Source organism: Ruminococcus sp. AF31-8BH (assembly GCF_003460605.1).
Taxonomy (GTDB): domain Bacteria; phylum Bacillota; class Clostridia; order Lachnospirales; family Lachnospiraceae; genus Blautia_A; species Blautia_A acetigignens.
Genome location: NZ_QTVN01000023.1, coordinates 1 through 24,156, shown reverse-complemented (window position 1 = coordinate 24,156; position 24,156 = coordinate 1). Strand labels below are relative to the sequence as shown.

The following is a 24,156-nucleotide window of genomic DNA, read 5'->3' as shown; positions in this document are numbered from 1 at the left end:
GTTTTACATCCTTTCCTAAATATTGGAAGGATTTCCTAATCCTTCCAATATTTTTCTAATATTTAAAATCTGTCCACAGTCATACTGTCAGAGTTCATTAAATCCATTAAATCGTTATAAGTTGCATTTTCATTAAATCGAAGTAAAACATTCTTCATCTGATCTACTGTCACACCACAATTTGCAAAATCCGCAACACCAAGCAAACTTTTTGTGGATACATTCTCAATATCTTCAACGCTGTCTATGATATACAGCGGACTATCCACTTCTTCGTATTTATCCTGATCTGTATATTTTAAACCATTCAATGCGTTGTCAATCATAGCCAGACAATATGTAATGCTTTCCGGAGAAGCTGTATAAATCATCTGTACTGTGCCTTCTCCGCCAATATCAGCCTGAAAATTTTCATCGTCCAGATACCCTACAGCAAATAGTTTCGTTGAATCACTGATCAATCCCATATCACGCGCATTTATCATAGCACTGTACACAAATCCAGGATCACAGAATGCTGCTATACAATCCAAATCAGAATGATCCTCTTCCATAAAGTAAGATTCATCCAATGGTGAAAATTCTAATACATGAGCATCCCCAACTACTTCGATTTTCTCATCTTCCCCTACAGTCTCATTATAAGAATCGATCGTACTACGGAATGCAGCATCCTTTTCAGCCATTTCCGGATATGCATACACAGGGAATATCATGGTACCGACTTTATGATATCCATTTTCAATCACCTTCTCAGCAAACATTTCTCCAATTTTTCCTGCATCAACATAATCCCCTGCAACTGTACCAAGAAAATGATCATTATCTCTGACTGCTACAGACGCTCCATCATTTGTATATACAGAATCCATTGCTGTAGTATATCCAGCTACATATAAATCAGGATACTCGTCCATAATATTCTGAACTCCACCATCCTGCATCATGATTACTGCTTTAACATCATCTGTCATGGCATTCTTTACTGCTGACAGATTACCAGCAGGATCATTAAATGAATCTCCATATGCAACCTTGATATCATATCCTAATTCACTTCCCATTCCATTTAAAATGGTCGTTAATGCATCATAGGTTGGACCTGAAGACACATTTGACAAAAGCATAATGGATCCGTTTTCAGATGCTGCCATACAGGTAGTCGTTGGACAAAGCATCAGCATTGCTGATGTAGCAGCAATCATTCTTTTTTTTAAATTTCTCATATAAAGCTCCTTCTTTCTTTATTTATTTGTTAATATAACTATAGCAGTTTCAAGGCAATCTTTTTTGTTATAATCCCCTATAAAGCACGATTTATTTTGTTGTTTTTTCGTCAAATAGCCATATTTTTTTATTCTATTTTTTTATCGTTCAATTTGTCCAATACATATTTGAATTATCTTTTTATATAGATTATAATTAAATCATCATTTACTATGTGAGGAGACATAAGAGCAATGATCGAATATGTAACAATGGGACAGGTTGAATCCATTATCGAAAATTATTACAAAGAGCACCATAGTGTACTAAGTTTTTATGCAACACTGGTTTATCTTAAGCAGCATGGAGAAACATCTCTTCAAGTTTCTTCTATTCCAGATTTTTCAAAATGGAATCTAAATGATCTGCCCGGACTTCTGGATTTGTTTGCCAGGATACCTATTCCAGTAATGGTTAACGAGGACAATGACGTAGTTGAAAATATACAGCGGAATTATTATGGAAAGACCACAAATATTTTCAAACAGCCACACTATATGCAAACATTAGACCATCCGGAGCATGAACGGCAACCCAGCAATAGTGTACGGATAATATATGTATTGAAGGGCTCCTGCCATACAACTATAGGAAAATGGTCAGATACTCTTGAAGCAGAAAGTGTTATTTTACTTTCTTCTGATATGAATATTTATCTGGAAACAGAACGTGATGACATCGTTCTCAACGTCTTTCTGGATAAATCAAATTTTACCAAGTCATTCTTTTCTACAATGCGGACAGATGATATAATGATAGAGTTTTTTGAACACGCAATTTATGAAGCAAAAGATGGTATTATGCAATTTAAAATACTGCATCCAGAGCATGTTCACAGTATTTTTCAGCATTTAATGATAGAAATGTGCAACAGAGACAATCATTCCGAATCAATTATACGCAACTATGTTCAGATTCTTTGTACAGAACTCAATCGAGCTTCTATGATTTATTCTGCCAGTATTGCAGAAAAAAAATCAGATGCCAGCAATCGTTTGGTTCAGGTGTTTCCTGCAATTTTACAGTATCTTCGTATCCACTATAATACTATTTCTCTGGATTCTTTAGCTGAACATTTTCATTACGACTCTGCATACTTAAGCAAAATGATTAAAAAAATGACAGGAAGTAATTTCACTTCTATCCTGACACAAATCAGACTGGATACGGCAGAAAATCTGCTCCTGACTACAAACAAAAAGCCAAGTGCTATTGCTTTTGAAATTGGATACGACAGTTATGATCATTTTGTTCGTTTATTTAAAAAAAGAACTGGATTTACACCAAATGAATTTAGAAAAAACAAAATAATTTAATAAAAACCGAGTACCGTATTCACAAAAAAGCACTCATATTGATATGATACCTCTAAAGTAGATAAGGTAAATAACCAAAATCTGCTTTGGAGGTATTTTTATGGGAAGAAAACCCAAGTGTAGGGTTGAAGAAAAAATTTCTGCTGTTGAGGATTATCTGAATGGAATACGTTCTGTCTCTGAAATTATGATAGATTTATCTATAAAAAGTACACGAACTATAAGAAACTGGATACTGGCATATCAAAATGGGGGCATAGAAGCCCTCTGCTCTGTTACAGCTAACCATTCCTATTCCAGTGAATTTAAAATTGAAATGGTTCGAAAGTATATCAACGGGGAAGGATCGGTTACCGATTTATGCGCCAGATATGGAATTCCTGCACATGCAACACTACAAAACTGGATTTCGTTGTATAATGCCAATAGAGAACTTAGGGACTATGATCCCAAGAGGGAGGTCTATATGGCAGAAGCACGAAGAAAGACAACTTTAGCTGAACGTAAGGAAATCGTTGAATACTGTATTACCCATAACCGGGATTATAAAGGAACAGCGTATCTATATGATGTTTCTTATAGCCAGGTGTATTCATGGGTCAGAAAATATGATATTACGGGAGAAGATGGTCTATCCGATAAACGTGGACGCCACAAAACGGATGATGAAGTTGATGAACTGGAGCGGCTGCGCCGGGAGAACATGCGACTAAAACGCCAGCTTGAAGAAAAAGATATGATGGTGGAACTGTTAAAAAAAGTGAAGGAATTCGAAGAGATGTGAGGCTTGGAAAACTACGGTTTGAATCAAAATATCAGGCAATAAAATATTTTTACGAAAAAAAGCAATGGAGTATCAACTGGATGTGCAAACAATTGGGCATATCACACGCTGCTTACTATAAATGGCTGCACCGGACAATTCCAGAGCAGGAATCCGAAAACACAAAACTGGCAGAACTGATGAAGGAGTATGACGAGCGATTCGGACATATCTTGGGATACAGGCGGATGACAAGCTGGATCAACCATTTCAATCACACCAGCTACAGCAAAAACAGAGTTCACAGAATCATGAAGAAGATGGGAATTCATTCTATTATCCGTAAAAAAAAGAAATACCAGTCGTCCAGACCGGAGACAACAGCGGAAAATAAGCTGAAGAGGGAATTCAATGCAACGAAACCTAATGAGAAATGGGCTACGGATGTTACGGAATTCAAGGTTCCTGAGACTGGCAGGAAACTATATCTCAGTGTCATCATTGATCTATATGATCGATTTCCAGTTGCGTATGTCATAAGCGGAAGAAATGACAATAAGCTCGTGTTTGACACATACGATAAGGCTCTCAAAGATAATCCGGATGCCAGGCCGATTTTTCATTCTGACAGAGGTTTTCAGTACACGAGTAAAATATTTCAGAAAAGGCTTCGTGAACAAGGCATGGAACAGTCTATGTCCCGTGTTGGACACTGCATTGATAATGGTCCTACTGAAGGATTGTGGGGGATTATCAAATCAGAGATGTATTATGTATAAGATAACCGACGAGGTATCTTTACGTTCGGCAATCGACAAATATATAAAGTTTTATGCCGAAGAAAGACTGCAGGAAAGATTCCATTGCAAAACGCCACTGGAAGTACGAAGCGAAGCATTATCGGCGGAAGCCCCGACACAATATCCGATACTTATGGAATTCTTATATACAGTAAAAGGTATTCCCTCTGATAAAGTGGAGTTCAGTACCCTTGATGATAAGTTGATCATGGAGTTCTTAAGCTGGATAGAAACAGAGCGTAGCTGCAGTGTCAGCACCAGAAACCAGAGGCTCTCTGCTATTGCAGCATTCTCTATATATGCACAGAATAGAGATTTTGGTTCAGCAGTTACTTTCAGAAACTGTGTACTAAAAGTTCCAAAGAAGAAAGTGCCTCGCAAAGGCAGAAGCTCATTCACAAGGGATGAAGTCAAAACTCTATTCGAATTACCCAATTCAAGTAATGAAATCGGATTAAGAGACAAGACTTTGCTGTGTTTTATGTATGCTAGCGGGACGAGAGCACAGGAGGTATGTGATTTGACAGTTGGGGACATACAGTTCTATCCTGATAGAGCCGGTATCAACATACATGGTAAAGGTCAAAAGGTGCGCCGCATAGGTATTCCATGTGATGCTTCAAATATGTTGAAGAAATATATTGAACATCGTAGAATAATCAATGATAGAGAGCGGCATGTGTTCTCAAGTCAGACACATGAGAAGATGTCCGTTTCCTGTATTGAGGAAATATACTCCAAGTACATTGACAAGGCAAAACGAGAGTATCCTGAAATGTTCAAACATAATTACACGCCACATTCCATGAGGCACACTACTGCCACCCATATGCTTGAAGCAGGGGTTCCGCTTATTGTGGTTAAAAACTTTCTTGGGCATGTATCCTTGCAGACTACTCAGATATATACAGAGATAACGCAGGATACCATGAACAAACAGCTTAAATCGTGGAATGACAAATGGTTTCTCAAGGATAATTCTCATTTTAAGAACACTAATGGCAAAAGTAACATACCGCAATTCTTAAGGTGAAAAGTAGTTATTGTTATTCGGGATTTAAAGCGGAGAACTGCCGATTTACGCTGATGTTGGCAGTTCTCCTAGAATAACAATACTTCTGGGATAATGGACCTTATTCCAGTTCTCGAATAAGTCTCATGCCAGAAGACCTTTTGCAGAATTCATAAAGTCTGTCGGGCAGGACACTGCCAAAGGATCGCTTGCGCAGGAAGCATACAGCATGATCACAGAGATCATGCACATCGATAATACCTTTGATGACCTCCCTGCTACAGACCGTAAAAAGCAACGTCAGCTTGTTCTTTCAGAAAAAGTGGATGCTTATTTCGCATGGGCAAAACAAAAGTATTCCCAGGTAACCCATAACAGTACCATTGGCAGGGCTCTTGCTTACAGCATAAATCAGGAAGAGTATCTTCGTGTGTTTTTATCCGATGGACATATCCCAATGGATAATAACTATGCAGAACAGGCAATCCGGCCCTTCACAATTGGTAGAAAAAACTTCGTAATGATTGAATCTTCCAACGGTGCAAAGGCTAGTGCAATCCTCTACAGTCTGGTTGAAACGGCAAAAGCGAACATGATAAATACTTTTGAATATTTCAATCTGCTGCTCACTGAGATTCCTGAGCATATGGATGACAAAGATCTCAGTTTTATTGATGATCTTCTTCCATGGTCACCCAGAGTACAAAAGGAATGTCTCAGCCGATACAAAAAGTCTTAATTTTTCAATGTTCATATCTATTCTGTAAAGATCTGTTCAATCCTCGCTAAAATGCGGGGATTTTTGATACCTAGTACTCATGTTTGAGGATTTACTTCAAAGGCACCTGTTGCATCATCATTGCATATAGCGAACTGCGCCCATGTTAAATTAGGATAATTTTCTTCAATATTATTTACCATGTACAAATTGTTCCCTTTCTTATAATCAAAAAACATAAAATAATTTGTATTCTACAAAAGGACAGGTCAAAAACAGACCTGCCCATCTATAATAATATTTCATTATTTTACTACACAAAAATCATAATAATGATATTATTTTTCTCCGTAAAATCCAGTGTCAGATAATTCCATCCATTTTAGGTACATTTCTTTATAATGTTCTTTTATAAAGGCTCTTATTTTGCGTACTTCACGCTCTGTAAGAGTTCCCTGCTTTTCCACCGTGGTATCACCGTTACTTTTTACAAAAAATTTAGCTGAATCGGCTTCGGTCAATTTTCTATCACTTGCATGTACATGCATTGCTTCGATCACACAGCTTGCGGTATAATACAGGTAATAACCGCACACTTTAAATTCATAATATTTGGGCACGGCTATTCCTCCATAAATTGTTTGTTATTTAAATAATAATCTAATACAATTTGATTTTCGATATCGTCCATGTTCGTTTCAACAATTTTATCATTATAAATTACGGCTGCATGATTTAACTGATTCAGATTAAGAACACGAATATATTTGTTTTCCTGCGTAAAAGCATAACCATTAATAATCATGTCTGCTTTATCGGCTACATTTTTTATATCAAGCTGCATAGTCAATGCGAACCTCCTTGATCGGATTTAAAAATTCATCTACATCATAATATAAATTTTGCAAGATTGGTATCAGATCGATATACTCTTCCATTTCATTAAGGTTTTTATATTTTGCAGTTACGACCAGGTATCCATGATCCCATTCTTTAATACTTGTATATTTTTCTAATTTCGAAGAAGTTACAAAGCGAATCACTTGATTTCTAAAGATGAAAATCGTATACTGATGATCGCTTTTTAAAACGGCACAATCTTCTTTTTTTTGTACATTCATCCGTCAGACACCTCCGATTTTTTATGAACATATTATAGCATTGTTCATTACTGTTGTCATTCAGTTTCTTAGTAGTAGGCGGAAAATCTGTACTGAAGGAAAGTAATTTTTTTATAGTTTGAGATAATATGAACAATTTCTAGGAAAGCAAAATGCACTTCTGTTCTGCTTTGAAATCTCTATCTGAGAGTGTAGACTGCCCTTTGAGATTTTGGACAGATTCGACATGACCTGAGTGCAGACTGTTATTTTGACATTAAAATTGGAATTTCCCAGATTTTATGCGGATTGCGGAGACATGAAGCGGCTATTTTTTCATTCAGAAAAGCCGCTGTTTTAGTGTACGATAATGCTACAATGAAGGGGGTATTGAAATAAAAAGTTTAGTCAAAAGTTGTTTTAAAATATGGTCAAAAATGGTCTTTGATCAGCGTATCATTTCGTAACGTTTGGTACCAAATAACACGAAAAGGCACTAAAATTTCGTACCAGACAACACGAAATATTGCTATATACTAACAGAAAGTAAAAAGTGGAAATAGTATGTCACAGACATCCGGGAAGCAAAATGCGACCCGGGTGGTCACCTCTTTTTTATCCTTCATTATGGAGTTGACTTCACCGCCAATGTATCTTGCAGCCTTATCAACTTTAAGTAAAATTTCATCACTTAGTGCTAATTTTCTCATAGTTTTCCTTTCGTATTTTGTATATATCTTACAATAAAGGCGGCAGGGTTTGCAAAACATAGATTGTTGCCATAGAATATCTGCCTGATTTAGAGCTTATTGATAATCTGTAAAAACAAGCCCTATTTTTTAGCTCATTATGGGGCTAAAAAGTGGGTTTGGTCACTTTTTTAGTGAAAAACAGCTTCACTATTTAGAAAATGCAAAGCTATTTTCCATATAATGCCCGTTAACAGTATTTTTTATTATATAACAGGAGGTAAGGGAAGCGCAAGCTTTGTTTGCAAAATCGGCTTGAATATAGAATCATGTTGGAAATATTTTAGAAAAAGAGGCTTTTTTAGCTTGCGATAGGATCAGAAGCCAGCCGTGGTCACTCAATATGGAAGAAATTCAAGTGTTTTTAGCTTGGGCATACAATTATAAACCAGTTTGGTCACAAAAATAGAGAAAGCCCTATTGAAAAACAGATATTTTTTTGCCTGACATGGAAAGAAAAACAGTTTTGGTCACTCAATTTGTGCGTTGTATCTGCCTGCATCGGAGATGGATGATCTTCATTGGTAATAAAATACGGCATAGCCGGGTAAGCTGACTATGCCGTATTTTCAAAAGTATGTTGTTCCTGTAAGATCCATAAGATCGTGCTTATCAATGGGAATCTCGCAGGCACCAGAGTTCATGGGAGTCTCATACCCTAAAGAATCTTCTAATTCGTCTATCTCTTTGTCTGTTAAACGTATCTTTAGAAAGCTCCTCCATGGAAATGCAGGAAAGGAGCATTTGGACAGGATACGTTCATAAGGTTTCTTGATAAAATTCTCCTGCTGTTGTTTCCCATTCTGGCTCCAGATCAGATACCGGAATGGATTAAATTCCGGATCCTGCTCCTGTAGTGCTTTTAGACGATTTTCCTGATTTTTGATTTCGTTCATTATAATATCTGGCAGGTATACTGTTTTGGTATTTTCCCTGGACAATACGATATTGGAACGGGGACCGTTGTAGTCTTTGTGAGTCCTCGGCAGATCAAGGCAATGATTATCAAGGTCGATATCATCAAAATGAATCCGAACAATCTCTGCAATCTGCAGGCCAGCAGTGGCGGACAGGAGCATGGGAAGATAAAGCGTTGGGGCATTCCATTTGGAAATCTTCAGTAGCTGCAAAAGCTGCTGGAAAGAATAAGCTTCGGAAGTATCGTAAGAAACACTACCGTCCCAAATTCTCAGCCCACTGGATCTTATGGCATTGGCAGCAGCCGTACCATTGTCCTGTCCTGCACAGTATAATTCCATGGCATTCCGAAAGAAACTGGATACTGCATCATACAACATAGAATATTTTTCCATCGGAAAGTTTTGGGTATCAGGGATCTCGGTCTCTTTCAGGATCTTTATCAGTTCGTCTGTGGTTACATCATTTATGCGTTTATCGCCCAGAACGGGAATAATGTATTTTTTGATAAGGCTATGATAACTTTTGTTATAATCAAGGGCATGACGCCAGAAGGACTGGAATTCTTTTACGGTACATTTAAAGACGGGAATCCGCTTCTCTTCCGCCTGCTGTTTATAAAACGGGTACATAGCCAGTGCTTCTTCTTTTGTTTGGTGATATTTTGTCTGCACGGTCAGAACCTTTCCGGATTCAAAAGTACATTTTATGCGGTAACAATACCGTCCACGGCTTTTGATGTAAGTTGGATTTGACGGGAGGTTTGCAGACTGCATTTTGCCGTAGAAAAAAGCATTCTTGTATTTCACATTTGTTTTTGTAGCCTGAGCCATTTGCTAATTCTCCTTTCCGTGAGTTCCATCGACTAAAAAAGGACCGATCTGGACACCGCCGGTTAAATAACGTATTTTTTCGAGGGAACAGTTTTTTTGAATCAGGAACCATACGAACATATTACTAAGGTCACTCATTGTGATGGACGGGAGCCCATTCTCTCTGGTAATGGATTTTAGCTTTTTTTCCTGCTGGCGGCGGACGAGTTCTTCACCAATAAAATCAGGGACTTGAAAATCCCGGATCCTTTCCATATCCAACTGCTTATAAATGTAGCTGGAAGCATCTGGGGATGGCTGCTTGTTTTTGATATACTGGTGATGGATTTCCAGCACACGGGTACAGGGAGTGAAGTCTTTATAGGTAAGGCCAAGGATCTCTCCTGTATGCAGGCCGCAGAACAAGGCAAGAAGGAATTCCAGACGGTGAGGGCAGGAACTGCTGTATACCGCATTCAGAAAAATTTTAAGCTGTTCGCTGGTATAGAGTAATACGGTTGTTTGGGGCTTTTTATAAGCGGCAGGTGAAGGTGCGGGATTGCAGCTGACTTCTCCGTGTTTCCATATATCATTTGAAAAAAGCTGCAGCAGTTTGGCTACGGCATATTCGGTACCTTCACAATAGGCTTTGCAGGCATTGATCAGATCTTTGAGATATTTTGCATCGACGTTGTGAAGAAGCGGATCTGTTGTAATGTTGGGATCGATTATGTTGCGGATGATCCAGCGGTTCTTTATAATTGCATTTTCGCTGCAATTATATGCAAGGTATATTTTATAAAAATAATAGCTCAGGTATTCGTTGAAAGTAAAAGGGCAATGGTTGGCATTTTTCAATTCCACAAGTTCCTTTGTAGAAATACGTGCTGCTTCTTCGCAAAGTGTTTCAGCCGTACTGTGCTGCAAAATGCCGTTATGGGTAACGGAACGGATTGTTAGCGAATTAGGGTCTACTGTTCTGGTGCGATAGCTCCATAAATGTTCATGTGATAAAAATACGTCTTCTGTTCGGTTCATAAAATCCTCCTGAAAAATTATATAAGACAAAATGTTTAAGGGTGATCTGCGGCAGGCTGCCCAGGCAGGAAAATGTGTTGTCTTCATCATAAATATGTCTGAAAATGGTCGTTTTGTTCTGCAAAAAATATATGTTCCTAATTATAATATGTATGATTTTGGTAAATATGGTCTGTTTTTGTAAGAAAACATTTAAAACTTGATAAAAGGACAATCTGACTGGAATTAACTGTTCATGGGATAAAAGAAAAGGCGCACAATGCAATAGCTACATTATGCGTCTCATGAGAATAATTTGTTTCAAAGGAAGTGCCTATTTAATAAAGAACCATTTTTTATAGATAGAGTCATCCGGAAGAAAAAGTATTTTGGGGTCGTAATCATCCGGAAGAAGGTAATTGGCAGAAACATACTCTTCTATTGCTTCGGAGATATCGTATGCGCTCAGATTTTTTGTTGCTACATAGACTTTGCTGGTAAAATCCGGGCTATAATGTCCAAGACATTCAGAAATTGTTTTCATATTGATCTTATATCCTGCCAGGATGGTTGCATAACTGTTACGGAACTTTCTCCAGGGAAGCCTTGGAAAATCACACTGTTCGGTCAGCCGGTTATAGGCTTTCGCATAAAAGCTCCGGTGGTAACACTGTCCATTTTCACGGCAGCAGAGATATCCAAGATCCAGAAAAGATGGATTTTCGGTCCTGTGCTTCTCATAGCGTTGCCGCTCAAACAGGATCTCTTCCAGGACAAAATCAGCAAGTTCTACAGTCCGTCTGCTTCTTTTTGTTTTTAGTTTAAGTTCTTGCGAAAGGACAGGTCTATTCGAAGACTGTTCGTTGGGATATATGCTTCTTCCTAGCTGCCGTTCCACGGAAATTTTTTTATTAAGGAAATCAATGTTCTCATACCGCAGGGCGATAATTTCTGATATCCGTAATCCGGCGGTGGCAGCCAGGAGCATGGGAAGATACAGCTGAGGCTCCTTTTCCCGGCAGAGGCACAAAAGATGGGAAATCTGTTCAATCGAGTAAACTGGTGAGCTGCGCTTCCTGGTCATGGTAGAGATATTTTTTCGCCTTAATTCAGCAGAAAGTCCATCGTATATATTGTACGGAAGGTAATTGTGGCTTTGGGCATAACGTAATGAACCGGTGATCATACCGATGGCAGTCCGCTGCAGATCTTTAGAGGAAATTTTATGCAAGACTTTTACCAGATCTTCCCTTTTTAGTTTATTTAGCCATTTAGCACCAATAACAGGATTGATATAGTTCATTATGAGATTGCGGTACATGATAAAAGTATTGTAAGTAATATGTTTATCATGGATCATATGGTAATACAGCCAGTAATCATAAAATTCTCTGACGGAATAAGAAAATGAAACAAAGGTTCCTTTGGAAATCTGCATAAGTGTCTCATCCCTTTTCTGCCGGGTAAGTATCTTGTCGGGATAGCCGCTGCGTTGTACTATTTTTGTATTACCTGACTCAAAAATAAGGAAAAGACGGAAACTATAGTTTTTTCTGGATTTCAAATATACCACATCCCCCATAGATCTTCCAGAAACAACATTGCCATAAAAAAATGTCTTGTTTACATCAGGTATTGGATAGGTCTTTTTTCTGCTCATCAGTATGCTCCTTTGTATCCTGGTATTCTGGTTCTTAAAAACGGATCTAAGGAATCACCAATAACTGTGCCAATCTTTGGCTCTTCATTGGGGAACATACTGCAGAAGTTTAGTGTGGTACTCAGTTTCGTATGGCCGAGAATAGCGGATATCGCTTCCATGGAAAAATCCTGATTTACAAGGAACTGTGCAAACATATAACGGAGATCACCCATTCGGACGACTGGAAGGCTGGGCGCGATGGATACACGTTTTAAAGCAGAATTAAAGGTTTCAATGGATTTGATTCTTGCGGTTGACCCAAGACAGATAAATTGTTTAAAATCAGATGGTTGATTTGCGAGAATCAGTTTATTTTCTTTCTTACGCTTGGAAAGTTCATGGAAAATAAAAGAAGGGATCTTTAAGATACGGTTCTGCCTGGTACCAGATAATTTCCTGATACCGCTCAATGTGGAAGATAGAAGACTTATAGGACGCATCTGCCATTGCTGCCACCATGCGGTTTGCCCAGTAGAAGTTATCTGTGGAAACCTCTCCCGTTGTGTTGGAAAGATACTCCGGTGTTGTCGTCACATCGGTGTAGAACGGAACCAGCACATTGAACGCATTTGACGCAAACGCAATCCACTGCAGAATGCCGTTGTCTCCTTTGTGATCCGGGCGCATCTGGATGACAGAAAGGAAATCGGTCCGGTTGACACCGATGGAGCGGTATGCTCCCTTCCATGATTTATCGCCGTATGCGGCATACGGGTCGTACGGTGTTCCCTGATAGTGGGAGGACAGTACATATTTCACATCCTCTACGGTGATCTTCTTCTCCGGAACCATCATCCACGGAATATCATCGGATACCGGTGTGTAATCGGCATCCGGTCCGTCCCATTTTTTCGTGTGCGGGTTCAGATAGCGCTCCATGAACCAGGCACGCGGTGTATTGTAAACGTGATCGGAATCGTCGTGGCTTCCGAAGGCATCGCGCGGATTAAAATTTCCGTCCATAGAAAGATCCAGATGATATGTTTCAATAAATTCTTTCAAATCCGCTGAGCACATATATTCCTTCTGCTCGCCGAGTGCATCCTCCAGATCAAAATGGTCGATGCCAAGCTGGTTCGGCATGGCTACATAATGGTCATCCGGCACTTTCACTGCCATCCAGTGATGGCCGCCGATCGTCTCCAGCCACCAGATCTCATCGTGGTCCTGAAATGCAATGCCGTTCATCTCGTATGTACCATACTGCTCCAGCAGACTGCCCAGTCTTTTGACACCTTCCCTGGCACTTTTAATATAAGGAAGAACAATATAAACAAGGTCCTCCTCGCCGATTCCGCCCGGAACCTCTTCTTTTCCGTCTTCCGCCGGCTGATAAACAACAAGCGGATCAGCCCCCAGCACACGCGGATTCGATGTGATTGTCTCGGTCGCAGTCATACCGACCTGCGCTGCATTTACGCCGCTTGCTGCCCAGACACCCTCGCCTTTTTCTGCATTTGGCACTGCAGTGTACCGCATCGGATTGTCCGGAAGCTCGATGGTCAGATGAGAAATCTCGGTTTTATATGTTCTCGCCTGCTCCTCCGGGTGAATCACCACAAATTTTTTCGATGTATAATGACCCGCACCGGAATCGTCATTTCGCGCGATCATGGTGGAACCGTCATACGATGCTTTCTTTCCAACTAAAATGGTTGTACAAGGCATAGCTATAGCCCTCCTTTTGCTGTCTTATGCTTCCGATTATGACACTATAAGCTGCGATTTGCAAGCACCATGTTATCTGTCGTTTTCTTCCTTTTTTACAAAATAAACCGTATCAATTCCTTCTCCCCGGTCATCCTTCAGCCGCCTGACAAGACCATATCCCAGTTTGTCCAAAATATGCTCCTGTGCCCCGTTTGTAGACCAGGTACGGAGAGTAATCCGGCTTCCCGGAAATTTTGCCGCGATGTCCTTTTCTGCTTCTGCATACATTACCTCCGAAATTCCCTGTCCCCGGTAATCCGGCCAGACGCAGAGGGTGGTCAGATAGCAGGAATCCGGATATGCTTCCAGATTCTCACAGTTAAAATGATCCTTCCAGGTCATAAAGGCCCGCACAACTCCCTCTTCCTTCCACAGCACCACATGCTGACTGCAGATATTCTCCAGATATTCTGCAATTCCATCCGTCTTTTCTTCTGTCTCGGCCCAGTTCGTCTGGGATGTACTGTTGCGGTGGGAAAGCGGCGGAACAAAATCCTGATCGCACAGCTCCAGCAGCTGCCGGATTTCTTCTCTCTCTTTTTGATCCTCTATCCCGTCCCTTACAACGATTCTGCTCTCACAGCACATCCAGGGAAGCCGGCATACGAGTGCTGCTGCTGCACACATGCCATCTTCTACGCTGGCGGCATCGAGCCATTCTTCTCTGGTATGTGCTCCCCCGCCCCGGCAGAAACCAACGCAGATGGCAGGAATATGCCGCGACAATGGGATATTACAGTCTGTGGATGCTTCGGAGCATACCGGCTCTTCCCCATCGGCTGCCTTCAGCGTTTTCTGTGCACACCGCGTCATACGCGCCATCTGGACAGGATCGGTTTCTCTTGCGCACGGCCGCTTTCCGACGAGCTCACAGGAATACTGTACCTCCTCACTCTGGCGTGCTGCTATGGTCTCCTCCAGATATGTTTCGCAGGCTTCCAGACTCCGGTAATCTTCCGAACGGAATTCAAACAGCATGGAGGCATCCTGCGCAATCGTATTGACGGAGGTTCCTCCCTCTATTTTTCCCACATTGTATGTCGTATGAGATGCTGCATCCGTCTGAAAACGGTAAAGCTCTCCGATCAGGCCCGCAAGCTCTGCAATGGCATTTTTTCTTCCGAAATTCAGAAAGGAATGACCGCCCTTTGTTTTTGCCGAAATCCGATATCGGACAGATCCGATGCAGATGGGATACATTTTATCCCGATACAGATCAAAGGCTGCCATTCCGCACAGATTTTCTTCATAATGGTCGACAAGTGCGCGGACGCCGCAGAGATTGCCAAGCCCTTCTTCTCCCAGATCCGCTGCAAAAATCAGACCACAGGGAAGTTCCGGCTCTGTCTCATGAACGTATTTTGCCGCCATCAGAAGCATCACGACATTCACGGTATCGTCTGTGATACCGGGACAACGCCAGATCATTCCGTCTTCTTTGATTTCCAGCGGTTCCTCCAGCGAAAACACGGTGTCCAGATGCGCCGTATACAGAACCTTCTTTTCCTGTTCCGGCCGATACTCCCAGATTACATTTCCAAGCTCATCCGTATGAACCGATTCCATGCCCTGCCGTTTCATCCACTCCACACAGTATGCGATTCTCTGCTCCTCTTTTCCCGTTTCCGTCGGGGTCAGTGTCAGCTCCCGCAGCGTCTGCAGCGCAAGTTCTTTGTTGTTCCGGCAAAACTTTCGGTATTCGTCTTCTATTTCCCATTTTTTACGCATGAAGTACAATCCTTCCTTCTTTGTATTCCCATTCTGTTCCATATCTCCTGCTCACGCGGGTGAGATATTCTGCAATTTTTTCTGCTGTTTTTTCGTCTGCCACATACGGAATATTTTTTTCTGCATTTTCCCTGTCCATACCAAGCTCGACCGGCAGCAGCTCCAGATGTGTGCATTTTTCCTGACAGATTTCGAAATACGGCAGCACGCTCCGATAGACCTCAGGAATTTCATAGAGAGAATGCGAGGACTGCTCCTGCCGCCTGGCAATTCCGATGGATGCTGCTGTATGAATATTCAGACCATATTTTTCCATGTAGTCTGCAGGCAGAAGGCGTACATACTGATTTTCAAAGATAAAATTTCCGAGACAGTAGAAAATCGGACAGTCATGATACAGTTCGATTCCCTTCGGCTGATGCGTTCCGCCCCCGATCACCGCGCTGGCGCCCGCATCGATGCAGGCGTGCGCAAATTCCTCCAGAAAATAATCCGCTTCCTCGTCATTGTCCTTACGGATTTCATGTGAATGTACCATAACCAGGACTGCCTCACATGTCATCTTCGCTTCCCGGATTGCATCGACGGTGCGTTTCACATCGATCGGATTCGGGCTGGAGCTTCTTCCCTCTGTTCCGTCCTTGCTGATTTCAAACATTTTCCCGCCAAATTCCATGACACCCTCGGGAAGCGGAGCGATAAATCCCTCCTGCCGGTGCAGATCCCGCAGTCCGTTGATTCCGGTCACCTCTGCAATCTTTGCAAGATCCTGCGCATGTTTTTCCGTAATGGTATATTTTTCCGAAAAACGCAGCGGATTTAAGCCCGGCCGGCCCGGCTGCCGTTCCGTCTGGCTTCCCGCCCTGGCTGCATTCTCAAAGGTAGAACAGATATCAATCACCGCAATCTGTCCCGCTGTTGTGTCCAGAATGGCAGGACGCGATGCTTCGTAAAGATTTTTGCCTGCTCCGGCATATGCCACATCCTTTTTTTTCAGTTCGCTGATCGTAGATGCCAGTCCTTCGTAGGAATAATCCATCGTATGATTATTCGAAATCCCAAGAAAATTAAAACCGTAACGCAGGGTATCTTCCAGACACTTCGCATCTGCCGTCAGCCATGTTCCGCCGGAATACGCCGATGCGTAACAGCTGCCGTCCGATATCGTCGTTTCCAGATTCGCCATCCGAACCTCTCCCTGCATCAGAAATTCGCGAATTGGCAAAACATCCTGATATCCCGGCAGAAGCCGTTTCATAATCAGAATATCACCTGCCGCCGATACTCTTATTGTTCTGTTCATTCTTTTTTTGCCTCCCGAACGATTCCTGCTCTCTGCTTTTGGAATCGCATCTTTATCCATTCTTATTTTTTCGTAACGGTTCAAAAGTCCCATCCCGGTTTTTCTTTTCTCTTACATGGTTCCAAATCGTTACCTTTTCTCTCTGTATCTGCTGCTTCTTTCTACCAGATCCGCAAAAAGGCGGTTCATCTCCGGCGCTGAGTGGATCAGCCCTTCCGGATGCCACTGTACAGCCACAATCTGTCCGTTGCGGCTTTCTATCGCCTCGATGGTTCCATCCGGCGCCGTTGCTGAAACCACGATGTCCTCTCCCGGCGTGCGGACTGCCTGATGATGCATGGAGTTTACCGCATGGGTTCCTGCCCCGAGAATTTCTGCCAGATGGGTTCCCTCTTTAATTTCCACATGGTGATGCAGATACGACCGCTCCAGGGACTGCAGATGCAGAATTGTAGTTTCCTTCTGTGTATAGATATCCTGGTACAGATCACCGCCGCACAGGACATTTAAAAACTGAATTCCTTTGCAGATGCCAAGCATAGGCATTCCCATCTCTTTTGCTGCCCGTCCAAGTGCAAACCAGGCCTCGTCGATCTCCGGACGGATCGTCTGGATCTGCGGTTTTGGCTCTTCTCCATAATACCACGGATTTAAGTCCTCTCCGCCGGGAACCAGAATTCCGTCGCACACAGCAAGTATGCCTTCCGGATCCGCTTTCATGGCAACTGCCGGAATTGCCATAGGAATTCCGTCGTTGTTCAGAACTGATTCGATATAATCGCTGTTGACATACATTCTCTCCGCACTTGAAAAAAGTCCCGGCTGTGTTTTATACGTATTTCCCAAGATTCCAATGATCGGTTTTCTCACTTGTAAACTCTCCTTTTTTACCAGATATGCCGAAAACGGCTTCACCTTTCCTGTGAACCCGCTTCCGGCATTCTTTTTTCTTTCGTTATCCGATTTTTTTACAGTACATCCTGATGGCAGATATGACGGATTTTTTCTTCATCCAATGCCCGGATCACATTTGCTGCCATCGCACTTGCCGCTTCAAGATCTTCTCTTGCACAGAAATTATAATGGCTGTGCGCATAGCGGGATGGAACACCAAGCACCAGACACGGAACTGCTTTTCCTGTCACGCTGATTTTTGCTGCGTTTGTACTTCCGCCTCTTCTTACACTCTCCTGGTATTTGATGCCGCATTTTGCTGCCACTTCCTCAGCCAGTGCAATAAACTGCGTATTGGAAATATAGCTGTTGTCCAGAATACGGATCTGAACACCCTTTTTCATGCATCCCTGTGCCTGTCCTGCGCTGATGAAAAAGTCATCGGAAGGAGATCCCTCAAATACAATGGCAAGGTCCGGTTTTACGATCTGACTCGTGACCACTGCACCGCGGGTTCCGACCTCCTCCTGCGCTGCAAAGGCGCCGACAACATTAACCGCAAGAGAAGCCTGCTCCTTTTCCAGCTGTTTCATCGTATCTACGATGCACGCGCAGCCGGCACGGTTGTCAAAGGCTTTTCCGAAGCAGATTTCATGCTCTGCATCGTATTCAAAGGTCACATCCGGCATCATCGGATCGCCGATATGGATTCCGAAAACATTTTCAACCTCCTCGCGGCTGGTTGCTCCGACATCCACATACATTTTTTCAATTTCCAGAGTCTGGCTGTTGCGTTCTGCTGTTGTCATGAAATGAACCGGTTTCGCGCAGATAATACCATGTACCATCTTTCCGGATCTGGTGCGGATCCATACCGCATGTGCCGGAAGGCTGGTCAGGTGGAAGCCGCCAAGCATGATAATGCCGAGGCATCCGTTGTCCTGGATATTCTGTACCATGAAACCGCATGCGTCCAGATGGGCATCCAGCTGGATGACCGGACGGGAATCCTTCTCTGTTCCCGGCATCCGCACATACAGGTTATTCATTGCGTCATTTTCCACATCAAACTCTTTGCAGTAATCTGCGATGGTACGGATGACATCCTCCTCGAATCCACTTGGTCCAAATGCATCGGAAAGCTTACCAAACATTTCTATATCCATTGTTTTATCCTCTTTTCTTTGGGTTTCTGTCAGATTTATATTTTTAATATACAACAAAGCAATGTGCTGTGACAATATCCATCCAGCGGTCTGTCTCCAGCTTATTTGTGAAGGTATCTACCTTCTGCATTCCCGGATAAAACGACATCGTGTACGCTTTTTTCCAGTCTTTGTAGGTTACCTCATACGTAAAGTGCTCAGGAAGGGCCACCTGGCACTCTTTTTTCTGTCCGGCAACTGCCTTTTTTACCCCTTTCCGGATTTCGGAAATCACCTTTCCTTTCGCTTTGCACCATGTTGCCGCACCGACACCATGCTTCGTTTCCACCGTCGTAATGCCTGGAACCAGTTCCTTGGCCTGCCGGCAGATCTCTTCATCTCCGGAAAGGAACAGCACCGGTACGTGATGTGATGCTGCCGTATAGCTGTTCAGCATGCACTCACTCATCACTTTTCCATTCAGATGGATATACAGGCTGTTTCCTGTCGATGTGTGACTGATCGAAAAATTCGGATCTCCTGCCGGTGCATGGTATCCAAGATACAACACACCGTCATAGCTGTCATCGATGCCATACATCATATTATACGGATGACCGCTCTTTCCCCGGATCAGGGTGACATATTCCGGCATTTTCAGCGGGTCAATGTTAGATGCATCTCCGTGACCGTCCTTTACAACGATCTCATCCGCGCCCGCTTCATGCGCTGCTTCGCATGCCGCAACGACCTCTTCGGTCATCTCCTCTGCGAATCTCTGGTATACGCTTTCCTTCTTATGTGTTTCATCGGTCAGTGCCACTCCGGCACAGCCCTCGATGTCTGCACTGATAACTTTTTTTTACAGCCCCTTTGCTTAATCGGAATTATAGATGTAATGCGTCACTATGTCAAAGCATTCTTCCTGTTTTTTTCTTTTCTTTTTTGTATTTTTGCATTTAGGTTGTTTATTTTCGTCAAAAATGGTATAATTATCCTAATTTTTAACCCATTACCACTTTTTAGCAGGAAAAGAGGATCCTTTATGAACAGAACGCAAAAACTTGGCAACGTATTGATCATTTCTTCCCGGAAACGAATGCTTTCCGAATTTCAGTCTTATCTTCACTCCGTGCTCGGTGAATATCTCACCTTCAATACCCTTTTAAGGGAACAGGCCACAGACCCCTCTCTCTTCCGGGGATACCAGTGCGTCCTTTTTCCAACCGCCCGTGCATTGGAAACCTTTCCGCTTACCATCGACTCCTCCATTTTGCAGCTCGCCTGCGACCGTGTCTTCAACCATATGTTTCTGGATAAAATCATTCAGATTCCGCCGCATGAACGTGTCTATCTGGTAAACGACGATAAATCCTCCACTCTCGATATCATTTCCCAGCTTGAGGAATGCGGCATCACACAATATGACTTTGTTCCGTTTTATCCCGGATGCAAGGATACCGAGTCTGACATTCAGTTTGCCATTACCGCCGGCGAGCCGCAGCTCGTTCCTTCCCGCATTCCGAATGTGCTGGATATCGGCAACCGTATCATCGATATTTCTACTATTTTACAGCTCTGCGAATATTTCAACATTCCTCTGCAGACCGTAAACCGTGTATCGCGCAATTACGTCAATCAGATTCTTCACACCGTCAAGACCTCAGAAACCTACTATACCAATTATGTGCAGACCGAACAGCTCATGCAGGTGATCCTGTTCTCTCTTCCCGTTGGCGTCTGTCTGTTTGGCGCGGATGGCCGCATTCAGTTTATGAACGCTAAATTTGCACATGCCTTCTCTCTTCCCTCCTCCAATTTTGAAGGGCAGCCTTTTTCGGAATGTCTTCCGCCTGCCTACGCAGATACTGCTTTCGACCGCAACGGCGACTGGACCATTCTCCTTTCGGATCAGAAGACACAGATTACGTTAAGCGTTCTTTCTATGGTGTTTCCGGATACAGAGCCTGTTTTCCTTGCGTTTCTTCCCGGGGGCAGATCCACGGAGGCACCGGCAGCTGAAGAAGAAAAAACGGAAGAAAGCACTTTTTTTGCTTCCTCCCGTACATTTTCTCTTTCCCTTTCCCACGCAGATTCCGTCCAGAATCTGATGACGCAGGTCAGACATCTTGCACTTTTTGATTTTCCGATTCTGATCCAGGGGGAAAGCGGTACACAGCGCCGGACACTCGCACGTGCAATCCACAATTTTTCGCGCCGCCACCATTATCCGTTTTCCGTTCTTCACTCTCCGGGAAATAATCTGACCGAAGCCTCCCTGCTCCGGCTCCTTGCCGAAACCAACCATGGCACACTCGTTCTTTCCCAGGTGGACCGTTTCCCGCTTGCCATTCAGGATCTGCTGGTCAATGTTCTTACCAATGTTTATGGAAATTTCTTTTCCGCACCGGAAACACACCGTTTCGATGTGCGGATCATTGCCATTGCAGATGATAACCTTTACAAAAAAGTAGAAAAAGGAACCTTCCTGCGGGAGCTTTTTCATCTTTTAAGTGCTTCGGAGCTTCAGACCGTCCCGATCCGCAGACGCAGGGAGGATATTCCCGATCTTCTCAATTACTTTCTGCTTCAGTTTTTCCACAATTCCGATATGACCTGCGACCGGATCTTTTCGGAAGGGCTTCTGCGCTTTTTGAAGGAGTATGCGTACCCCGGAAATATTCATGAGCTGTACAATCTGTCCTGCAGCCTGTTTACCCGGTACAACAGTCATAAGCTGCAGCTTTCCGACCTGCCGACGTACCTCCGCTCCCGCCAGATGGCTGATGTTTCCCTCACCGATCTTCAATATCAGGTTCTCTCTTTCGTATCGATGCATCCGAAAGCAGGCCGCCTGGCCATCAAAAACGGACTGGCCGACGGAGAAACCTTTGTATCCGAAGCGGCTCTGCGCACCGTGCTAGGAGAGCTTTCTTCCGCCGGTTATCTCATCGTGCACCGCACAAAGGGCGGATGCGAAATCTCTGAACTGGGGCGTATGGTTCTGGAAAAATGATTTATTCCAGAAATCCCGGTTTTTCCAGAAACTCGGCAAGGCTGCGGTATCTGGCTCCGTCCAGGCCTCTTTTTTCCTTTGCGGTTACCATAGAGTTCAGGATTGCTTCTTCCGCAGCCTCTGCCGCAGCTTCAAATGCCTCGTTGATTTTTTCTTCTTTTATCCGGGCGCACGCTTCCACTTCACATGTACTCTTTGTATCCACGCGGTTTGCCGTTGTAAATCCGATCATGATTTCACCGCTTCCGTGACCGGTATAGGCTCCCGTTCTGGCGATTCCGACTCCGCAGCGGCGGATGATCCGGTACAACTGCCGCTCCGATACCGGAAGATCCGTCGCCAGAACCGTCATGATGGATCCCCGGTCTTCGGCGCTGCTTCCGCATTCTTCTTTCCGGATCTGTTCCAGGATCCTCTCCCCTGCCGGTTTTCCACTGATTTTCAAATCTCTGGTTGCCCCGAAATTCGACTGTACCAGTACACCGATGGTATATGTTTTTCCATCAAGTACCAGCGTGCGGGATGACGATCCGATTCCCCCTTTCAGTCCATAACAGATCGTTCCTGTTCCGGCACCGACAGCTCCTTCCGCAAAGTCTGTATCCGCCTGCTCCAGTGCCTGATACAGCTCTTTTTCCCCCACTACCCGGTTCCCAATCTCATTGATCCTCGAGTCGTTGCATTCTCCGACAACCGGATTGATGGAGAAAACATCTTCCCCTTCTTTTTTGGTCTGCTGTATCATCCATGAAATCATGGCATCCGCCACTTTTCCGACATTCAGTGTATTGGTCAGGGCAATGGGCGTTTCGAGAGTTCCGAGTTCCTGTATCTGTACAAGACCGCATGTTTTTCCGAAACCGTTATGCACGTAAGCAGACGCCAGGTATTTCTTTAGAAACGGATTCCCCTCTCCCGGTACAATCACCGTCACACCGGTATGCTGATTTCCGTCTTCCACCGTCGTATGGCCTACCCGCACCCCCGGTACATCCGTAATTTTGCTTCGCGGCCCGCTTTCATGGTGTCCGATCCGATATCCGTAATCGCTGATTCTTTTCTGTTTCATTCTGTTTCCTCCTTATCTTTTATAATAATCTCTCGGAATCTTCAGCCCAGTAAAATCAAGACTTTCAGATCCCTTTTTTTATAAAATCCCCCACTTTTTTGCAAAAATCGCTTGACAAATCTACCGAAAAATGCGGCGCTTCGCGCCCTTGATCAAAAGTACATTTTTCGATTGGAGGCGATTTTCTTGTTACCTGTTAATTGCGGCAGTCATGCTGACTACCAGAACTTTGTTGTTGAAAATCTTCGTAAATATTATCCTGATCCAAATGCCCTTACTCGTTCCACCTGGGATATCATTGAACGCTTTTGGCATCTTGATCTGTCGGATACAAATGTCCTTTTAGCTGATAAATATTCCAAGTTTGGCCCAGCTCCAAGAATTCCTTCCTGTATGCAGCGTTCTTACCTGTTATCCATTGATTTTAAAGTTTCCTCTATCACCGAATGGGCTGCGCAGCTTAAGATGAATCCTCTTTTCGCTATCCTCAGTGGTTTTCGGGTTGGTGACACTCCAGGTGTTGGCACCTTTTATGATTTTATGAAACGCTTATGGGATTCTGATGATCCCCATATGTCACCCCATATCCATCCGCTGAAAACAAAAGTGAAAAAGCCAGATGCAAAAGGAGAAAAAGCTCCTTCAGTTGAAAAAATAACCGTTGCTGAGCTTCTTCCCCAACTGGAAAAGACTTCTTTTTCCCTCGATGACCAGCCTTACGCTTCTCTTTTTAAAATCTATCAGAAAGAATTTCTGGATGTCTCCGTGAAAAAGGGCCTGATCCATAAGGATAATCTCGCCCTTGCCGGTGATGGGACTCCTGTTGCCACTTCCCACAGGGAACGCAAAAAACGCATATGCAAATGTAAGGAAAATGGCATCTTTGACTGTAACTGTGACCGTTACTTTTCTCAGCCTGACTGTGACATCGGCTGGGATTCCTCTCGCGACTGCTTCTATCATGGATATGATTTATATATGCTGGTCGATTCACAGAGTGATCTCCCGGTATTTCCCCATTATTCCTGTGCTTCAACACATGATCCGCATGGATTCCTTCAGGCCTTTTTTCGAATGAGATCTTTCCTTCCTGATTACAAAGTATCAAAAGTGCTTTT

General features: G+C 43.2%; 22 protein-coding genes and 2 pseudogenes. 8 read left to right on the top strand and 16 right to left on the bottom strand.

Features of this window, described 5'->3' with window-relative positions:
* Positions 1-62: 62 nt before the first annotated feature.
* On the bottom strand, positions 63-1,226 hold the full coding sequence (locus DWZ38_RS20285) for a hypothetical protein (RefSeq protein ID WP_117855057.1): 1,164 nt from the start codon (positions 1,224-1,226) through the stop codon (positions 63-65).
* A 234-nt stretch (positions 1,227-1,460) separates the two neighbouring features.
* Here DWZ38_RS20285 and DWZ38_RS20280 point away from each other — a divergent pair, with 234 nt between their 5' ends.
* The 6 genes and pseudogenes from DWZ38_RS20280 (at position 1,461) to DWZ38_RS23205 (ending at position 5,896) form a co-directional block, all read left to right on the top strand.
* Complete coding sequence (locus DWZ38_RS20280; protein WP_117855054.1) at positions 1,461-2,582, top strand: AraC family transcriptional regulator; 1,122 nt, start codon at positions 1,461-1,463, stop codon at positions 2,580-2,582.
* Between the two features lie 100 nt (positions 2,583-2,682).
* Positions 2,683-3,366, top strand: a complete 684-nt coding sequence (locus DWZ38_RS20275) for a helix-turn-helix domain-containing protein (protein WP_117855052.1) — start codon at positions 2,683-2,685, stop codon at positions 3,364-3,366.
* Entirely contained in the window at positions 3,363-4,124 is a 762-nt protein-coding gene (locus DWZ38_RS20270; protein ID WP_178105396.1) for an IS3 family transposase, read from the top strand. Before DWZ38_RS20275 ends, DWZ38_RS20270 begins: the two co-directional genes overlap by 4 nt.
* On the top strand, positions 4,117-5,178 hold the full coding sequence (locus DWZ38_RS20265) for a tyrosine-type recombinase/integrase (RefSeq protein WP_243000435.1): 1,062 nt from the start codon (positions 4,117-4,119) through the stop codon (positions 5,176-5,178). Before DWZ38_RS20270 ends, DWZ38_RS20265 begins: the two co-directional genes overlap by 8 nt.
* 133 nt (positions 5,179-5,311) lie before the next feature.
* A pseudogene (locus tag DWZ38_RS23210) lies at positions 5,312-5,692 on the top strand (transposase); the annotation flags it as partial.
* Entirely contained in the window at positions 5,678-5,896 is a 219-nt protein-coding gene (locus DWZ38_RS23205) for a transposase domain-containing protein (RefSeq protein WP_278309205.1), read from the top strand. The pseudogene DWZ38_RS23210 and the gene DWZ38_RS23205, both read left to right, overlap by 15 nt.
* A 317-nt stretch (positions 5,897-6,213) precedes the next feature.
* On the opposite strand, the gene DWZ38_RS20255 is transcribed toward DWZ38_RS23205, so the two are convergent.
* The 14 genes from DWZ38_RS20255 to DWZ38_RS20195 form a co-directional block, all read right to left on the bottom strand.
* On the bottom strand, positions 6,214-6,495 hold the full coding sequence (locus DWZ38_RS20255) for a DUF4160 domain-containing protein (protein WP_117855045.1): 282 nt from the start codon (positions 6,493-6,495) through the stop codon (positions 6,214-6,216).
* Positions 6,496-6,497: 2 nt separating this feature from the next.
* On the bottom strand, positions 6,498-6,719 hold the full coding sequence (locus DWZ38_RS20250) for a hypothetical protein (protein WP_117855043.1): 222 nt from the start codon (positions 6,717-6,719) through the stop codon (positions 6,498-6,500).
* The gene (locus DWZ38_RS20245; RefSeq protein WP_117855041.1) at positions 6,709-6,996 is read right to left on the bottom strand and encodes a hypothetical protein; all 288 of its coding nucleotides are present in this window, start codon (positions 6,994-6,996) and stop codon (positions 6,709-6,711) included. Before DWZ38_RS20245 ends, DWZ38_RS20250 begins: the two co-directional genes overlap by 11 nt.
* Positions 6,997-7,511: 515 nt before the next feature.
* Positions 7,512-7,685, bottom strand: coding sequence for a hypothetical protein (locus DWZ38_RS22545; protein WP_178105391.1), 174 nt, complete (start codon positions 7,683-7,685; stop codon positions 7,512-7,514).
* A gap of 608 nt (positions 7,686-8,293) precedes the next feature.
* Complete coding sequence (locus tag DWZ38_RS20240; RefSeq protein WP_117855038.1) at positions 8,294-9,475, bottom strand: site-specific integrase; 1,182 nt, start codon at positions 9,473-9,475, stop codon at positions 8,294-8,296.
* A gap of 3 nt (positions 9,476-9,478) precedes the next feature.
* A complete protein-coding gene (locus DWZ38_RS20235; RefSeq protein ID WP_117855036.1) occupies positions 9,479-10,492 on the bottom strand; it encodes a hypothetical protein in 1,014 nt (337 codons plus the stop codon).
* 313 nt (positions 10,493-10,805) lie between these two features.
* Positions 10,806-12,131: a site-specific integrase gene (locus DWZ38_RS20230; RefSeq protein WP_117855034.1), complete on the bottom strand. Its 1,326-nt coding sequence runs from the start codon at positions 12,129-12,131 to the stop codon at positions 10,806-10,808.
* Positions 12,131-12,583 carry a hypothetical protein gene (locus tag DWZ38_RS22540; RefSeq protein WP_178105395.1) on the bottom strand — a complete coding sequence of 151 codons (453 nt, stop codon included), beginning with the start codon at positions 12,581-12,583 and terminating at the stop codon, positions 12,131-12,133. Before DWZ38_RS22540 ends, DWZ38_RS20230 begins: the two co-directional genes overlap by 1 nt.
* Positions 12,510-13,841, bottom strand: a complete 1,332-nt coding sequence (locus DWZ38_RS20220; RefSeq protein ID WP_117855030.1) for a C69 family dipeptidase — start codon at positions 13,839-13,841, stop codon at positions 12,510-12,512. Before DWZ38_RS20220 ends, DWZ38_RS22540 begins: the two co-directional genes overlap by 74 nt.
* 72 nt (positions 13,842-13,913) lie before the next feature.
* Positions 13,914-15,611, bottom strand: coding sequence for a M20/M25/M40 family metallo-hydrolase (locus tag DWZ38_RS20215; RefSeq protein WP_178105394.1), 1,698 nt, complete (start codon positions 15,609-15,611; stop codon positions 13,914-13,916).
* Complete coding sequence (locus DWZ38_RS20210) at positions 15,604-16,914, bottom strand: CapA family protein (RefSeq protein ID WP_178105393.1); 1,311 nt, start codon at positions 16,912-16,914, stop codon at positions 15,604-15,606. Before DWZ38_RS20210 ends, DWZ38_RS20215 begins: the two co-directional genes overlap by 8 nt.
* A gap of 129 nt (positions 16,915-17,043) precedes the next feature.
* Positions 17,044-17,784: a gamma-glutamyl-gamma-aminobutyrate hydrolase family protein gene (locus tag DWZ38_RS20205; protein WP_117855022.1), complete on the bottom strand. Its 741-nt coding sequence runs from the start codon at positions 17,782-17,784 to the stop codon at positions 17,044-17,046.
* Positions 17,785-17,882: 98 nt separating this feature from the next.
* Positions 17,883-18,974 (bottom strand): M20/M25/M40 family metallo-hydrolase, encoded by a 1,092-nt coding sequence (locus DWZ38_RS20200; protein ID WP_117855019.1) that lies wholly within the window; start codon positions 18,972-18,974, stop codon positions 17,883-17,885.
* Positions 18,975-19,017: 43 nt separating this feature from the next.
* Positions 19,018-19,806 (bottom strand): M55 family metallopeptidase, encoded by a 789-nt coding sequence (locus DWZ38_RS20195; protein WP_117855016.1) that lies wholly within the window; start codon positions 19,804-19,806, stop codon positions 19,018-19,020.
* A gap of 192 nt (positions 19,807-19,998) precedes the next feature.
* On the opposite strand from DWZ38_RS20195, the gene DWZ38_RS20190 reads away from it, so the two are divergent.
* The gene (locus DWZ38_RS20190; RefSeq protein WP_178105392.1) at positions 19,999-21,969 is read left to right on the top strand and encodes a sigma 54-interacting transcriptional regulator; all 1,971 of its coding nucleotides are present in this window, start codon (positions 19,999-20,001) and stop codon (positions 21,967-21,969) included.
* Position 21,970: 1 nt separating this feature from the next.
* Here the strand turns inward: DWZ38_RS20190 and DWZ38_RS20185 are convergent, their stop codons facing one another.
* Entirely contained in the window at positions 21,971-23,038 is a 1,068-nt protein-coding gene (locus tag DWZ38_RS20185; protein WP_117855011.1) for a P1 family peptidase, read from the bottom strand.
* Between the two features lie 186 nt (positions 23,039-23,224).
* Between DWZ38_RS20185 and DWZ38_RS23000 the strand changes: the two are divergent.
* Positions 23,225-24,156 (top strand): annotated as a pseudogene (locus DWZ38_RS23000) (hypothetical protein); the annotation flags it as partial.

Excerpts from the sequence above, each read along its gene's own strand:
- DWZ38_RS20285 (WP_117855057.1), bottom strand. The coding sequence starts at position 1,226 with ATGAGAAATTTAAAAAAAAGAATGATTGCTGCTACATCAGCAATGCTG.
- DWZ38_RS20280 (WP_117855054.1), top strand. The coding sequence starts at position 1,461 with ATGATCGAATATGTAACAATGGGACAGGTTGAATCCATTATCGAAAAT.
- DWZ38_RS20275 (WP_117855052.1), top strand. The coding sequence starts at position 2,683 with ATGGGAAGAAAACCCAAGTGTAGGGTTGAAGAAAAAATTTCTGCTGTT.
- DWZ38_RS20265 (WP_243000435.1), top strand. The coding sequence starts at position 4,117 with ATGTATAAGATAACCGACGAGGTATCTTTACGTTCGGCAATCGACAAA.
- DWZ38_RS23205 (WP_278309205.1), top strand. The coding sequence starts at position 5,678 with ATGATTGAATCTTCCAACGGTGCAAAGGCTAGTGCAATCCTCTACAGT.
- DWZ38_RS20250 (WP_117855043.1), bottom strand. The coding sequence starts at position 6,719 with ATGCAGCTTGATATAAAAAATGTAGCCGATAAAGCAGACATGATTATT.
- DWZ38_RS20245 (WP_117855041.1), bottom strand. The coding sequence starts at position 6,996 with ATGAATGTACAAAAAAAAGAAGATTGTGCCGTTTTAAAAAGCGATCAT.
- DWZ38_RS22545 (WP_178105391.1), bottom strand. The coding sequence starts at position 7,685 with ATGAGAAAATTAGCACTAAGTGATGAAATTTTACTTAAAGTTGATAAG.
- DWZ38_RS20240 (WP_117855038.1), bottom strand. The coding sequence starts at position 9,475 with ATGGCTCAGGCTACAAAAACAAATGTGAAATACAAGAATGCTTTTTTC.
- DWZ38_RS20235 (WP_117855036.1), bottom strand. The coding sequence starts at position 10,492 with ATGAACCGAACAGAAGACGTATTTTTATCACATGAACATTTATGGAGC.
- DWZ38_RS20230 (WP_117855034.1), bottom strand. The coding sequence starts at position 12,131 with ATGAGCAGAAAAAAGACCTATCCAATACCTGATGTAAACAAGACATTT.
- DWZ38_RS20220 (WP_117855030.1), bottom strand. The coding sequence starts at position 13,841 with ATGCCTTGTACAACCATTTTAGTTGGAAAGAAAGCATCGTATGACGGT.
- DWZ38_RS20215 (WP_178105394.1), bottom strand. The coding sequence starts at position 15,611 with ATGCGTAAAAAATGGGAAATAGAAGACGAATACCGAAAGTTTTGCCGG.
- DWZ38_RS20210 (WP_178105393.1), bottom strand. The coding sequence starts at position 16,914 with ATGAACAGAACAATAAGAGTATCGGCGGCAGGTGATATTCTGATTATG.
- DWZ38_RS20200 (WP_117855019.1), bottom strand. The coding sequence starts at position 18,974 with ATGGATATAGAAATGTTTGGTAAGCTTTCCGATGCATTTGGACCAAGT.
- DWZ38_RS20190 (WP_178105392.1), top strand. The coding sequence starts at position 19,999 with ATGAACAGAACGCAAAAACTTGGCAACGTATTGATCATTTCTTCCCGG.
- DWZ38_RS20185 (WP_117855011.1), bottom strand. The coding sequence starts at position 23,038 with ATGAAACAGAAAAGAATCAGCGATTACGGATATCGGATCGGACACCAT.